Below are 14,506 nucleotides of genomic sequence, written 5' to 3'. Positions count from 1 at the left end.
GCGATCAGCCCTGATCGATGGGAAGTGCCACGAAGCGGCTGCCGCTGTCGGCCTCGATCTGGAAGAGCGCCTTGCTGCGGCCGTCCTTCTTGGCGGTGCTGATCACCTTGAGGATATCGTCCGCCGACTTCACTTCCTGATTGTTGACGGAAACGATCTTCTCGCCCTGCTTCAGGCCACGATCGCTGGCATCCGAGTCCTCGTCTACCGAGGCGATCGTCACGCTCTGACCGTCGTCCGACGGAACCACGGTCATGCCGAGGTCGGCCAAGGCCTGCTCGCTCGACGGCTGGGCTTCCTCGGACTGCGTACCGGAATCCTTGGCCGCTTCCTTGTCGTCCTTCGGCAGCGTCCCGATCTCGAGCTTGACGGTCTCGGACTTGCCGTTGCGCCACAGCGCGACATCGACCGTGGTACCCGGGCGAATGCCGGCGACCTTGCGGGCAAGATCACGCGGATCCTTGATGGTGTCGCCATTGAGCGCGGTGACGACGTCACCCTTCTTGATGCCGGCCTTTTCGCCAGGCGAGCCGGCCTGCGGTTCGACGACGAGGGCGCCGTTTGCTTCCGAAAGGCCGAGCGATTCGGCAATATCCTTGCTCACCGGCTGGATCTGAACCCCGAGCCAACCACGCGATACCGAGCCGTCCTTCATCAGGTCGGCAACAACGTCCTTGGCGACCGATGCCGGGATGGCGAAGGCGATACCGACATTGCCGCCCGACGGCGAGAAGATCGCGGTGTTGATGCCGACGACTTCACCCGAAAGGTTGAAAGTCGGGCCGCCGGAGTTGCCGCGGTTCACCGCAGCGTCCACCTGCAGGTAGTCGTCATAGGGGCCGGAGCCGATATCGCGGCCACGGGCCGAAATGATGCCGGAGGTCACAGTACCGCCGAGACCGAAGGGGTTGCCGACGGCAACGACCCAGTCGCCGACGCGAACCTGGTTGTCGTCTGCCCAGCTGACATAGGTGAACTTGCGCTTGTCGTCGACTTTCAAGACGGCGAGATCGGTGCGGCTGTCCTTGCCGATCAGCTTGGCGTCAAGCTCGGTGCCGTCGTTGAGGATGACCGTAAACGCAGAACCGTCGGAAACGACGTGGTTGTTGGTGACGAGGTAGCCGTCTTCAGAGATGAAGAAGCCGGAGCCCTGAGACGTCGGGCGCAGGCGACCTTCGCCATGCGGGCCGCGACGGCCGGGGCCACGCTCGGCACGCTCATCGCCGCGCGGGCCGCCGAATTCCTTGAAGAAGCGCTTCAGCGGGTGATCGTTCGGGAGCTCATCGAAACCGCGACCGCCAAAGTCGAAGCTGAAGCCGTTGCCATCGTCGGAGACAGGGTTGGCACGCGACTGGACGCGGACGGAGACGACGGCCGGCGACACCGCGTCGACGACATTGGCAAAGCTCGGCACCTGGGGCGCATCGACCTTCACGGCTTCGGCGAAGGATTGGCTGATCGTCGCCGGCAGGCCGGAGGTCAGCATGACAGCTGCAAGACCCGCAATGGTCGAGGTCTTCAGCACAGTCTTGATGGAGGGACGCAGGGATTTGGTCGTAAACATCCGTTTTGCCTTTTCTCTTCCTTGAAGCCGCAGACAAGCAGCTTCGACATCGTGATTTCGAAAATCGCCGCGGGGGTGGCGATCTCGCTACTGGCTGACTGGAGGAACAGCCGATGACGAAAGATGTAACGGATGGGACCTTACTGAGTTCTGTCCGGAGAATGAATATTTGGTAATGTTGGCAAAGGGCACCGAAAGCGGCAGGTTGCCCGTCGGTTCTAGGGCTGAAGCAGCTTCTTCAGCTTTTCCTTCTCGTCGTCGGAAAGCGGCGTGCCGCGCGATTGGCGGCTACGCTTGAGCGCGGCCACCAGCAGCGTCATCGCGCCGATGAACAGAAGCAGGATCGGCATGCCCCACAGGATCATCGTCTTGGTTTCGAGCCGGGGTTTGAGCAGCACGAACTCGCCGTAGCGCGAGACCACATAGTCGATCACCGCTTCGTCGCTGTCGCCATTTGCCAACCGCTCGCGCACGAGGACCCTGAGGTCCTTGGCAAGCTCGGCATTGGAATCGTCAATCGACTGGTTCTGGCAGACCATGCAGCGAAGTTCCGCCGAGATCGCCCGCGCGCGCGCTTCAAACGCCGGATCGGGCAGGACCTCATCCGGATTGACTGCGAAAGCCGGGCCGAGCGTCGCCAGAAACAGAAAGAATGCGAGCAGCAACCGGTTCATTCGGCCGCCCCCACGGGAACCGTCTTCGGTCGCTTGGCGCGGGTCGGCGCACCGACGCGCAGGCGGCGATCACTGAGCGAGACGAAACCGCCCGCCATCATGAACAGCGTGCCGCCCCAGATGCACAGGATCATCGGCTTCCACCAGATGCGCACGACGATACCGCCTTCGCTGATCTGGTCTCCGAGCGAGACATAGAGCTGGCTGAGGCCAAATGTGCGGATGCCGGCTTCGGTCGTGGGCATGCGCCGCGCCTGATAGAGCCGCTTCGACGACCAGATGTCGGCGACAACGACGCCACCGCTCATGATGGTGAAATGGCCTGACTCCTCGGAGTAGTTTGGACCGCTACCGTTGCGCATGCCATCGAAACGCAGGGTGTAGCCGCCGGCATCCACCGTCATGCCCGGCTTCATCTCGACGACAGTTTCGGTCTCGAACGCGGTGACGGCGACGATGCCGATCAGCGTGACGCCAAGACCGATATGCGCAAGTGCCGTGCCGAAGGCCGAGCGCGGAAGGCCGGAGAAACGTCGCCAGGCGACGTTGCCCGTCACCTTGCCGAGCCCTGATCGCAAGGCCAGATCCGTCAGCGAGCCGACGATCAGGTAAACACCGAGAGCAATGCCAAAGAGAGCGAGGATAGGCCCGCCGTTCATGACGTAATAATAGATGCAGCCGACGACGAGGCCGACGGCAACGGCTGCAAACAGCCGCTGGGCGACGCCCATCAGATCACCGCGCTTCCACGCAAGCAGGGGGCCGAAGGGCACCGCAAACAGAAGCGGCAGCATCAAAAGCCCGAAGGTCATGTTGAAAAAGGGCGGCCCGACCGAAATCTTGTCGCCGGTCAGCGCTTCGAGCACCAGCGGATAGAGCGTGCCGGTGAGCACGGTTGCCGTCGCCGTCGTCAGGATGAGATTGTTGAAGACGAGCGCGCCCTCACGCGAGATCGGCGCAAAAATGCCGCCGGCCTTCAGTCGCGATGCGCGGAAGGCAAACAGCGAAAAGGCGCCGCCGATGAAGAAGACGAGGATGGCAAGAATGAAGATGCCGCGCGTCGGGTCAGTCGCAAACGCGTGAACCGAAGTCAGCACGCCGGAGCGCACGAGGAAGGTGCCGAGCAACGACAGCGAGAAGGTCATGATCGCCAGCAGCACGGTCCAGATCTTCAGCGCCTCGCGTTTCTCCATGACGAGCGCGGAGTGCAGCAGCGCGGTGCCCGCAAGCCACGGCATGAAGGAGGCGTTTTCGACCGGATCCCAGAACCACCAGCCGCCCCAGCCAAGCTCGTAGTAGGCCCAATAGGAGCCCATCGAGATGCCGGCCGTGAGGAACGTCCAGGCAGCAAGGGTCCAGGGGCGCACCCACCGTGCCCAGGCGGCGTCGATGCGCCCCTCGATCAGGGCGGCGATGGCAAAGGAGAAGCAGACGGAAAAGCCGACATAGCCCAGGTAAAGCAGTGGCGGATGGATGGCGAGGCCGACGTCCTGCAGGATCGGGTTCAAATCCTTGCCCTCCCCCGGCGCCGGGATCAGGCGCGCGAAGGGGTTCGACGTCAGCAGGATGAACAGCGTGAAGGCCACGGCAATCCAGGCCTGGACGGCGAGCACATTCGCCTTCAGCGTTTCCGGCAGATTGCGACCGAAGGTAGCGACGAGCGCCGAAAAGAACACGAGGATCAAGAGCCAGAGCAGCATCGATCCTTCATGGTTCCCCCACACGCCGGAGATCTTGTAGATCAGTGGCTTCAGCGAGTGCGAATTCTCCCAGACGTTGCGGACCGAGAAATCCGAGGTCACGTAGGCGAAGGTCAGGACCGCGAAGGAGAAGGCAACGAGCAGGAAACAGGCAACCGCCGCGCTTGAGGCAAGCTCCATCAGGGCGCGATCATTGAGCCTGGAGCCAAGGATCGGCAGGGCGGCCTGCACGAATGCGGTCGCCAGCGCCAGAACCAGTGCATAGTGTCCAAGCTCGATGATCATCGAACGGTTTCCTTCCCGCTGAGTTCGACACCCTGGGCCTTCAGGCGGTCGGCGACATCCTTCGGCATATAGGTCTCATCATGCTTGGCAAGCACGGAATCCGCAACGAAGACGGAGCTGCCGGCGACGAAAGTGCCTTCGGTGACAACGCCCTGCCCTTCGCGGAACAGGTCCGGCAGGATGCCGGTATAGGTCACGGGCACCTGGCCGAGCGTATCGGTGACGGTAAACGTCACGGTCTTGCCGTCGCCACGCTTGACCGAGCCGGCCTCGACCAGGCCGCCGAGGCGAATGCGGGTTCCGGGCGGCACATCGGCTTTCGCGAGATCGCTCGGCACGTAGAAATAGGCGATCGCCTGGCTGAAGGCGAACATCACCAGGAGGACAGCGAGCGTCAGAAAGCCGACACCACCGCCGATGATCGCCAATCGCTTCTGTTTGCGCGTCATTGCGTTTCTCCGTCGGTCGTGATCCCGAGTTCGCGGGCCAGCGCAAGCAGCTGTTTTCCCTGTTCGCCGTCCGCCGGGAAGGTTTTCTGGCTTTCCTTTAGGGCGGCAGCGGCCTGGTCTCTTTGATCGAGCACAACATGCGAGCGGATCAACCGCGCCCAGCCTTCGGGGTTGGCAGGATCTTCCTTGAGGCGGCTTGCGAGGCTCTCGACCATGCCGCGGATCATCTCCTGGCGGTCGCCTGCGCTCATGTCCTGGGCGGCGGCGATATCGTCGGCGCTCGGATTTCCGGGTGCAGCGGCAGCAACATTTCCGGCATTGCCACCCGATAGCTCGGCCACGTGCTGCCTGACCAGCGGCACCCACGGGGCATCCGCCGGAGAACCGGCGATGAGCCGGTTGAAGGCAGCCAGCGCCTCATTCTTCTTTCCTTCCTGCTTCAGGCCGAGGGCAAGATAGTATTCGGATCGCGGATCGTTCGGGTCGATGGCGAGAGATCTGCGCAACGCTGCCTGCGCCTCGGTCGTCACCAGCCCGCCCGACAGCGTGATCAGAGCTTCGGCATATCCGCCGAGCCTGGCCGGCGTCGGCCCGAGCAGGCGGACCGCACTGTCATAGGCGGCCACCGCCTCCTCGACACGACCGTTGCGCATGTAGATCGGTGCAAGCACTTCCCAGCCGGCGCCATCGTTCGGGTTCTGCGCCAGATGGTTTTCCGCGCGCGCGATCAGAATGTTGATATCGGCGCCGGGATCGGCAAGGCGTGCGGCCAAAGGCTGCGCCGGAACACCCGGACTGCCGGTGAACAAGTAAAGACAGAGCCCGATGGCAGGAAGACAGAGCAGCACGAAGGCTTGCGCCAGGAAGTTGACGCCGCGGCGCTCCGTTGCGACCGGCTCCTCGGCACTGTCGATCGCGCCGGCAGCGAGCAGCCGGCGGGCGACCTCGGCGCGGGCGAGCTCGGCATCGTCGCCGTTGATCAAGCCGCTCTCCTGATCGCGCGTCAGCTCATCGAGCTGGTCGCGATAGACTTCGATATCGTGGCTATGGGGAGACGATGCAGGCGCGGCCGCCCGCAACAGCGGGAGGATGAGCACGACGGCGACAGCCGCCGTCAGCGTGGCGACGAGGATCCAGAACAACATGGATGCTCAATACTATGGCACCCATGCCATTCCAACTCGAAAACCTGCAATGACAGATATTTGAGGCGTTTCGCCGCAACTGGAAATCCTGTCAGCTCAGCGGCGTCCAGCTGCCGTCGGGATTGCGGCAGGCGGCACCGCGCGCCGTCGTCGGCTGTCCCTTGACGGTTACGGTGTGGCTGTACTGCCGGCAGTTCTGCGAACCCACCTGATAGGGTGCGTTGGCAACGACCGATCCGGAGACGCTCCGCCCCTGCCAATTGACCGGCTGACCGCCCGGAGCGGCTTCCAGCGCGCGGTACTCGGCTTCGAGCGCGCGCTGGCGGTCCGACGCTCCGATATCGAGATTGCTGAGCCGACCGATCACGCCCCCCTGAAGGGCGGCGATGTACGTCGTCGAAGACACGCTGCGGGTTGCGGTCGTGCCGAGCCCCGCCGCCGCGGTCTGTCCGCCCGACGTGGTGCTGCAACCGGCAAGAGCCATCGCCGACGCGATCACCGCGATCCTGCCGCTGACGACAATAGTTCGTGTCATTTCTGCCTGGTTCCTCATGATCCGCGACATGTACTCTCTACTGTGGGCGCCCCGACTGTACCGACCGTCAAGGTCGAGTGAAGACTTCCCTTTGATTTTCTTTTGGCATCCCCTGTTGACAGAGGCAACGGCCAGGGCCGCTGGCGCGATACTTTCGCGCGCCAGTGTGACACCTAAACCGCAGCCGGCAGCACCAGCTCTGCACGCAGCCCGCCCTCGTCCCGACGCGACAGCGTCAGGGTACCCTGATATTCCCGCACGATTTCACTGACGATCGACAGTCCGAGGCCCGTTCCCGGCTTGCTTTCGTCCAGCCGCTTGCCGCGTTTCAACGCCAATGCGATCTGATCGGGATCAAGGCCAGCTCCGTCGTCGTCCACGTCAAGCACGATCCATTGCCGCCCGGTCTCCTTCGCATGCTGTTCGTTCGTCGCCGGGCGAACATTGAGCCACACCTCGCCCTTGGCATGGCGGGCAGCATTTTCGAGCAGATTGCCAACGGTTTCCTCGACATCCTGGAGCTCCATCGCAAGCACCAGGCCCGGTGGGTTGATCGACAGATGAACTTCCTTTTCCGGATTGAGCTTGCGCATCACCCTGACCAGCCGCTCCAGAGCCGGCTGGGCTTCGGTGCGTGCAAGAACAGACTCGCGTTGCGCGGCGATCCGGGCGCGGCTCAGATAGGATTGGACCTGCATCTGCATTGCGTCGACCTGGGTGCGAACGAGTTCGCCGTGCGACGCCTCGAGCACCCGGGCCTCGTTGAGCAGGACCGCGATCGGAGTCTTCAGCGAATGAGCAAGGTTGCCCACCTGCATGCGTGCGCGCTCGACGATGCGCCGATTGCTGTCGATCAGCGCATTCACCTCGTTTGCAAGCGGCTGGATCTCGCGCGGAAAGGCACCATCGAGCCTCTCGCTTTCGCCGGCCCGAATTTTCTCGAGAGAACGGCGAACCTGGTCGAGCGGGCGGAGGCCGAAGAGAATAGTCAGCGCGTTCATGCCGAGCCCACCCAAACCGAAAATGGAAAGAGCGATCGTCAGATTGCGGGTGAAGCGATTGATGTCCGCTTCCAGCACGTCGCGGTTGCCGGCAACACGGAAACGAGCGGTGTGGCCCTGAATGTCGAGAACGACCTCTGTTTCGGCCACTTCGACCTCGTTTCCGAAGGGATCCTTGGTGGTGTAGAAGCGGACATAGCCGGTATCGAAGGGGACCTCATCGACGCTGGCGATCGGCAGCTTCGCATTGCCGAGCGAGGTCGAGATCAGCGGCGGCGTGTCAAACTCGCCGATCGGATCGACGATCCAGTACCATCCGGTCTGCGGCTGGGAAAAGCGCAGATCGCCGAGCTGGGGGCTGCCGGCGAGCACTGTCTTCTCATTGACCGAAATCGAATTGACGACGTTGAAAAGCTGGGCGCGCAGCAGGTCCTTGAAACCGCGCTCCGATCCCTGGCGATAGAGGGCGGAAATGACCACCCCGATCACAACAAGGGCGACGACGGCCCAGACGGTCGAAACCGCCAATACGCGGGCCGTAAGAGATCTAATTGCCATTGCCGGGCGCTTGCATGCGGTATCCCAGGCCCCGCACCGTCTCGATCAGGTCGTTGCCGATCTTCTTGCGAAGACGGCCGACAAACACTTCGATCGTGTTGGAATCGCGGTCGAAGTCCTGGTCGTACATATGTTCGACCAGTTCAGTCCGCGATACGACCTGGCCCATGTGGTGCATGAGATAGGAGAGCAGCCGGAACTCGTGCGACGTCAGCTTCAGTGCGGTCCCGTCGACGGTTGCCTTCGACCCCTTGGTGTCGAGCCGCACGGGACCGCAAACGATCTCCGAGCTGGCGTGGCCTGCCGCCCGGCGGATCAGCGCGCGGATGCGGGCAAGCACTTCCTCGACGTGAAAGGGCTTTGCAACATAATCGTCGGCACCGGCGTCGATGCCGGCCACCTTGTCGCTCCAGCGATCACGTGCCGTCAGGATCAGCACCGGCATGGTCTTGCCGCCGCCACGCCATTTTTCGAGAACGGTGATGCCGTCCATCTCAGGCAGGCCGATATCGAGGATGACGGCGTCATAGGGCTCGGCTTCGCCGAGATAGTGTCCCTCTTCGCCGTCATAGGCCTGATCGACGACGTAGCCGGCCTCCTTCAGCACTTCGGCGAGCTGCCGGTTCAGGTTGACGTCGTCCTCGACTATCAGAATGCGCATTCGTACCCACTTCCCCTCTTTCGCAGCGTCGTCACGCGCGAATTACATCGGCACCCTTACGGTCACCTTTTTCGGTCGCCCGCCATTGCCTGGCACAAGCACCGTGATCACGCATTGGCCGTCGGAGGTCGGTTGCGCCGAAAGCAGTTCGCCGCCGGTTTCCGAAACGACTTGCTGTGCAGCGGCGCTGCAATCGCCGGCCACACGGACGACAAGGTCCGTGGGCCTGCTGACCTCAGGCGGAGCAAAGCCCGCAAGGCCTGCGGCAAGCGCGGCTATGATCACTGGTGAAGACATGAACGCACTTTCGACTTGGGAAGCATCATGGCAAAAGCAATAACGGATAGAGGCTGAATGGCAAATGAATGTCGGCCGCCCAGCCGGGCGATCAGCTATCCGTGAATGCCGGTATCCACGGCGAACCGACCGCAAATTGCAATGATTCCCTTAAAGACGAAACCCGGGTGGGATCAATCCATCGCCTGACAACAGCCGTGCGAAACCCTGATCCGCGCCGTGCGGAGGCGACAACCGGACGAACGCGTCGATGTTCGCGCCTCTCCACGTCGGTGATTTTCATCGTGATCGGATATTCCCCCGCACGCAAAAAGGCAGGCGGACGCGGTGGGAGGGATACCGCGTCCGCCCGTCGCGCGGCGGCAGCAAAGCGCGCCTGCGCGATGGCATTGTGCAAATATCTCGGGCGGTGCTGGAAAAGGTCCAGCGTCGACGGAAATATTAGACTCTACTTACGCACGACGAACTCGGCAACAGATCACGAGAACTGCCGCGACACAGCCGCTGTCTCGGGCGATCAGTCATTTGTTAAGGCCCTTTTGCTATCGTCCGATAATGGGTCGAGGACGAGATGGGCGCAGGCTGCTTCGCTCGACTTACGGCGGGACTTGAAGTGGGCTCGAATATCCGAGTCCTTTGAATCGCTTGCCCGCACATCTTCCAAAGTTGAGTCCGAACCCTGTGAGGTTGAGTGAGCGCGGTCAGGCGAGGAGTCTGTTCCCTCATCTAAGCCTCTGCATTTGTTTGGCGTTGCAGCGCGAACCGCAGGCGTTCGGCCGTGTCGGTCGGACAGCGTTGTCTCGTTACGCATTCCTATCGCAGCCCTCTGAACGCCATTGCCTCAGGAACTTGCCCCCCCGCTCAACTCGTGCCCGCCGTTGTGAGTGAAAGACAGCTGTCGCTCGACAGCTTCGTCCGACCAAAGGAGCGCCTCTCCTACTCAGCCGGCGCCGAAATGCCGCGCCGCCCCCAACCGCCTGAACGCAACTGTGGATCAGCTGAAAATAAATCGATTTAAAGATTTTTAAATCGTTTAGATGATTTAACCTACTGATTTACAAAGCGTTTACGATGTGAAATTGTCCGCTCATCAACTTGTCATGAAATTGCAACAGGCCCGGGAGGATCGGATGCAGACGCTCGTAAACAACCAGCAGGCATCGCAGCAGTCCAAGGTACCGCAGTCGCTGCTGGACCGTTTCGAAAGCGAATGGCGCGAAATGCGCACCGCCAGCCAGACGACACCGAAGCCCGTTCAGCCGGCTGAATAAGCGCGCTGATGGGCGAGCACCGCCCGTCGATAATGCAGCACATCAAGCTTCGAGCCGCCCACGGTTAGCGCCGCGGGCGGCTTTTCTTTGTCATTCGCCGTGGGCAAAAAATGCAGCCGGGTCCTTGGGGCGTTCTCGCACTCAGTGCGTGATCAAGCCGCATCCGACTCGCGCTCCGAGACAGAAATTGACGGCCACCCGGAGGTGAAATAGCGTCGTGACCTTGTCGCCAGGACACCGTGCAAAACCGCTCCGTTCAGCCTCTGGGTGTGGCGATTTCCTGCCTTTTGGCCAATCGGAAAAACCGTGTTACTCTTTTTTTCATGCTGACCGACGAGATTGAAAAACTGGCGCTAAGCCTGCCGGGAACGGAAGAAAATGCCCATTTCGGCACGCGGGACTTCCGCGTGGGCAAGCGCATCTTCATGTCCCTGCCAGAGGCGGGTCGGGCGGTCTTCAAGTTTACGCCGGACCAGCAGCGCATGCTTTTGGAAATGGAGCCAGGCGTCTGTGCCGCGGTACCCGGCGGTTGGGGCGACAAAGGCTGGACCTCGCTCTACTTTGTGGAGGCCGACGAGGATCTCATCCGCCAGTCGATGGAAACCGCCTGGCGCAACGTTGCACCTAAAAGCCTGGTGAAGAAGAACGGCCGCCATTGACACAACTGGCGTAGTGGCTTCCAGAGCCGCGGGCGGATACCGCCTTAGAGAATATGGTCGAACAGCGTGACGGGCTTGCCGTGATACTCCGTCTGCGCGAACAGCTGCATTCCCAGCTTCTCGACGATCCGGATGGACGCCAAATTGGTCGGACTGACGATAGCGGTGACGCGACGCCCGGCGTGATGGTCCCTGGCCCAGCCGAATGCCGCCTGCGCCGCCTCGCTGGCATAGCCGCGCCCCTGGGCCTCAGGCGCGATCGTCCAGCCTGTCTCCATCGTGCCGGTCAGTGGGGGCGAAATCTCGCGGCGCAATTCCTGGAAGCCCATCTGCCCGACAAAACGCCCGGAGCTTTTCTCTTCGATCACGAAATAGCCGAAGCCGAAGAACTGCCAGCCGCCTTCCTGGCGCAGGAAGCGCGTCCACATCTGCTCGTCGGAAAAGGGGCCCGGCGCAATATGGCGAAGGATCTCGGGATCGAGCCACATCTGCCGATAGGGCTCGAAATCCTCCAGTTGCGGTCTGCGGAGAATGAGACGGTCGGTGCTGATCATCGGAATGCCTAGGAACGATGGAGGGTCACCGATCTCTAGTCGTTCCTAATGGCACCCGCAATGGCGCAACTCTGTCAGATCGATTCCGGTGGAACGTCTAAGCAGCTGTTAACCTGAGCTTTTCTCTCCGACTTCCAGCGGCCAGGTCACCAGATAATCCTCGTAGTCCTCAATGTCGATGCCGTCTTCGGCGACGGTGCGGCCACGCACGGAAATGCCAGCGGCGTGCACCGTCTCGGCATCGCCCGAGAGCAGCGGATGCCACCAATAGAGGTCGCGACCTTCTGCCACCAGCCGATAGCCGCAGGTCGGCGGCAACCAGGTAATCTCGCGCACCGCATCCGGTGTCAGCTGAATACAATCCGGCACCGTCGCCTGACGGTTCGGATAGTCCTTGCATCGACAGCTCTCACCGTCGAGCAGCGTGCAGCGGATCGAGGTCCAGGCGATCTCGGCCGTCTCCCAGTCCTCAAGCTTGTTGAGACAACAGAGCCCGCAGCCGTCGCAGAGGCTTTCCCACTCCGCGTCATCCATGTCGTCAAGGCTCTTCGCCTTCCAGAAAGGCATTTCGCCCATCATCATCACACTTTCGTCAAATCGGTCGCGCTACTGCGCCGCAGTTCTTATCAGACGTGCAAAGGTCGCAGTAGCGATTTGAGTTGCTCCCTGCTCTGTCCTTCAATCGGCGACGATCGATGGAAACATTGCAGAAGAGAAATTTCGCAGAAAATTGCCGGTTTTTTAAGGCCACCGGCGCGATATGCAAGTAGAGTGAAATTTGGCGCCGTGCAAATATCGCGGGGCGCCGGCATGATGCCAAAAGCCTTCAGGACGTTGCGACCGTGCGGGAACCGAGGAAAGACGATAACCGGCCGAAGAAACGGCACATCTTTCTGAGAATCGATTCCTGGATCGATTCGACGGTCTGGAATGCCGGATTCAAACTCTCACAATGGTGGGAAGACACAACGATTTTCTTCCGCCGCTTTCGCGTCACCGGCTGGAAGAAAGTGGTTTTCGAGGTGCTCGGCGAAGGCATGACCTGGGGCACTGTCGGATCGGTGCTGATGTTGGCGCTGGCGCTTCCGGCCTTCGAGGAAACCAAGGGTAACTGGCGGGCGCAAAGCGATTTCGCCGTCACCTTCCTTGACCGCTACGGCAATGAAATCGGCCATCGCGGCATCATTCACGAAGATTCCGTCCCGATCGACGAGCTGCCGGATCATCTGATCAAGGCGGTACTTGCCACCGAAGACCGGCGCTTCTTCGACCATTACGGCATCGATTTTCTCGGCCTTGCCCGCGCCATGACCGAGAATGCGCGCGCCGGCGGTGTCGTCCAGGGTGGATCGACGCTGACGCAGCAGCTCGCCAAGAACCTGTTCCTGTCGAACGAGCGCACCATCGAGCGTAAGATCAAGGAAGCGTTCCTCGCGATCTGGCTTGAATCCAACCTGTCGAAAAAGGAGATCCTGCGGCTCTATCTCGACCGCGCCTATATGGGCGGCGGCACCTTCGGCGCGGCAGCAGCGGCACAGTTCTATTTCGGCAAGGCGATCACCGACGTCAACCTAGCGGAATCCGCCATGCTCGCCGGCCTGTTCAAGGCGCCGGCCCGCTACGCGCCGCACGTCAACCTGCCGGCCGCCCGCGGCCGCGCCAACGAGGTTTTGACGAACCTCGTCCAGGGCGGACTGATGACCGAGGGACAGGTGATTGCCGCACGTCTCAACCCGGCAACTGTCATCGACCGCGCCCAGGTGAAGGCGCCCGACTTCTTCCTCGACTGGGCCTTCGACGAAGTGCAGCGCATCGCCCGGCCGTTTGCCCAGCATTCGCTGATCGTGCGCACCACCATCGACATGGGGCTGCAGAACGCAGCAGAGGATTCGGTCGAGTCCAGCCTTCGGCAATATGGCGAGAGCTTCCATGTGAAGCAGGGTGCACTGGTGATGGTCGAAAACGGCGGACCTGTCCGGGCAATGGTCGGCGGTCGCGACTATGGCGAGAGCCAGTTCAACCGCGCGACCCGGGCGCTGCGTCAGCCGGGCTCTTCCTTCAAGGTCTATACCTACGCGGCAGCGATGGAAAAAGGCATGACGCCGGAAACCATCGTCGTCGATGCGCCGATCACCTGGCGCGGCTGGTCGCCGCAGAACTATGGCCGCAGCTATGCCGGGCGCATCACCATCCTGACGGCGATTGCCAAATCGATCAACACGATCCCGGTGCGTCTCGCGAAAGACAAGCTCGGAACCGACCTGATCGTTGAGACCGCCAAGAACATGGGTATCGAGACGCCGCTTCGCGCCGACAAGACGATGCCGCTCGGCACCTCCGAAGTAACTGTGCTCGACCAGGCGACCGCCTATGCCGTGTTCCCGGCGGGCGGGCTGCAATCGCGCCGGCACGGCATCAGCCAGATCCTGAACTACGACGGCGACATCCTCTACGACTTTTCCCGCGACGAACCGCCGGCCAAGCGCATCCTGTCCGAGCAAGCCAACGCCTCGATGAATTCGATGCTGACGCAGATCCCCGTGATCGGCACGGCCCGCAAGGCAGCACTCGACAACGGCATCGTCACCGGCGGCAAGACGGGCACCACCCAGGCCTACCGCGATGCCTGGTTCGTGGGATTCACCGGCGACTATACGACGGCGGTTTGGTTCGGGAACGACGACTATACCTCGACCAACAATATGACCGGCGGGTCGCTGCCGGCCATGACCTTCAAGAGGCTGATGGACTACGCCGAACAGGGGATCGAGCACCGCCAGATTCCCGGAATAACCAACCCCGCGCCTGCCCCGAGCAAGCAACCAGAGGTCGCCAACGCCAAGCCGGATGAAAACGCCCTGCCGCCACTTGTGCGACCACGCTCTCTTTCGGCTGATGTCACGCGGTTGCTGCGTTCCGTGGGCGAGACCTTCGAAAAAGCCCCCGCCTTGAAGGCGCCGGAGAAGAATGGCGGCAAAGTGGCCGTCCTCGGCGCCGCCGACGGTGGGTCTGCCCAAAAGGGTCTCCCGAATGCCGCCAGCAACTGAACGCGCTCGAACCGTTTATTTGAGAGACCGGATCGATGCTGGCGGCCAGGTAGACGCAATGATCGCCGTTGCGTCGCGCGCTCGTATGGGCGAGACATGGGCTGCG

Annotated in this window: 14 protein-coding genes; 3 read left to right on the top strand and 11 right to left on the bottom strand. The window is 61.9% G+C overall.

Annotated features, from left to right (window positions below; translation table 11 throughout):
* Positions 1–4 precede the first annotated feature (4 nt).
* The 9 genes from HT585_RS05050 to HT585_RS05010 form a co-directional block, all read right to left on the bottom strand.
* Positions 5–1,564 carry a Do family serine endopeptidase gene (locus HT585_RS05050; protein WP_176351878.1) on the bottom strand — a complete coding sequence of 520 codons (1,560 nt, stop codon included), beginning with the start codon at positions 1,562–1,564 and terminating at the stop codon, positions 5–7.
* Between the two features lie 218 nt (positions 1,565–1,782).
* Positions 1,783–2,238, bottom strand: coding sequence for a cytochrome c-type biogenesis protein (locus tag HT585_RS05045; protein WP_176351877.1), 456 nt, complete (start codon positions 2,236–2,238; stop codon positions 1,783–1,785).
* Complete coding sequence (locus HT585_RS05040; protein ID WP_176351876.1) at positions 2,235–4,223, bottom strand: heme lyase CcmF/NrfE family subunit; 1,989 nt, start codon at positions 4,221–4,223, stop codon at positions 2,235–2,237. The genes HT585_RS05045 and HT585_RS05040 overlap by 4 nt, the downstream gene beginning before the upstream one ends.
* Complete coding sequence (gene ccmE / locus HT585_RS05035) at positions 4,220–4,672, bottom strand: cytochrome c maturation protein CcmE (protein ID WP_065782179.1); 453 nt, start codon at positions 4,670–4,672, stop codon at positions 4,220–4,222. The genes HT585_RS05040 and ccmE overlap by 4 nt, the downstream gene beginning before the upstream one ends.
* Complete coding sequence (gene ccmI / locus HT585_RS05030) at positions 4,669–5,817, bottom strand: c-type cytochrome biogenesis protein CcmI (protein ID WP_176351875.1); 1,149 nt, start codon at positions 5,815–5,817, stop codon at positions 4,669–4,671. Before ccmI ends, ccmE begins: the two co-directional genes overlap by 4 nt.
* Before the next feature lie 91 nt (positions 5,818–5,908).
* Positions 5,909–6,352: a hypothetical protein gene (locus HT585_RS05025; protein ID WP_176351874.1), complete on the bottom strand. Its 444-nt coding sequence runs from the start codon at positions 6,350–6,352 to the stop codon at positions 5,909–5,911.
* A 173-nt stretch (positions 6,353–6,525) separates the two neighbouring features.
* Positions 6,526–7,911 (bottom strand): ATP-binding protein, encoded by a 1,386-nt coding sequence (locus HT585_RS05020; RefSeq protein ID WP_176351873.1) that lies wholly within the window; start codon positions 7,909–7,911, stop codon positions 6,526–6,528.
* Positions 7,901–8,572 carry a two-component system response regulator FeuP gene (feuP, locus tag HT585_RS05015; RefSeq protein ID WP_077504027.1) on the bottom strand — a complete coding sequence of 224 codons (672 nt, stop codon included), beginning with the start codon at positions 8,570–8,572 and terminating at the stop codon, positions 7,901–7,903. The genes HT585_RS05020 and feuP overlap by 11 nt, the downstream gene beginning before the upstream one ends.
* Before the next feature lie 42 nt (positions 8,573–8,614).
* Positions 8,615–8,869, bottom strand: coding sequence for a hypothetical protein (locus HT585_RS05010; protein WP_176351872.1), 255 nt, complete (start codon positions 8,867–8,869; stop codon positions 8,615–8,617).
* 1,130 nt (positions 8,870–9,999) lie between these two features.
* On the opposite strand from HT585_RS05010, the gene HT585_RS05005 reads away from it, so the two are divergent.
* Entirely contained in the window at positions 10,000–10,140 is a 141-nt protein-coding gene (locus tag HT585_RS05005; protein ID WP_171986894.1) for a hypothetical protein, read from the top strand.
* Positions 10,141–10,463: 323 nt separating this feature from the next.
* On the top strand, positions 10,464–10,799 hold the full coding sequence (locus tag HT585_RS05000) for an MmcQ/YjbR family DNA-binding protein (RefSeq protein WP_077504029.1): 336 nt from the start codon (positions 10,464–10,466) through the stop codon (positions 10,797–10,799).
* A 44-nt stretch (positions 10,800–10,843) separates the two neighbouring features.
* Here the strand turns inward: HT585_RS05000 and HT585_RS04995 are convergent, their stop codons facing one another.
* Together HT585_RS04995 and HT585_RS04990 are read right to left on the bottom strand one after the other, a co-directional pair.
* On the bottom strand, positions 10,844–11,353 hold the full coding sequence (locus HT585_RS04995) for a GNAT family N-acetyltransferase (RefSeq protein WP_176351871.1): 510 nt from the start codon (positions 11,351–11,353) through the stop codon (positions 10,844–10,846).
* Positions 11,354–11,461: 108 nt separating this feature from the next.
* The gene (locus tag HT585_RS04990; protein WP_176352191.1) at positions 11,462–11,929 is read right to left on the bottom strand and encodes a YcgN family cysteine cluster protein; all 468 of its coding nucleotides are present in this window, start codon (positions 11,927–11,929) and stop codon (positions 11,462–11,464) included.
* A gap of 266 nt (positions 11,930–12,195) precedes the next feature.
* Here HT585_RS04990 and HT585_RS04985 point away from each other — a divergent pair, with 266 nt between their 5' ends.
* On the top strand, positions 12,196–14,400 hold the full coding sequence (locus HT585_RS04985) for a PBP1A family penicillin-binding protein (RefSeq protein ID WP_176351870.1): 2,205 nt from the start codon (positions 12,196–12,198) through the stop codon (positions 14,398–14,400).
* Positions 14,401–14,506: the final 106 nt, after the last annotated feature.

Source organism: Ensifer oleiphilus (genome assembly GCF_013371465.1).
Lineage (GTDB): Bacteria > Pseudomonadota > Alphaproteobacteria > Rhizobiales > Rhizobiaceae > Ensifer > Ensifer oleiphilus.
This window is presented reverse-complemented; position numbering and strand designations above follow the sequence as displayed.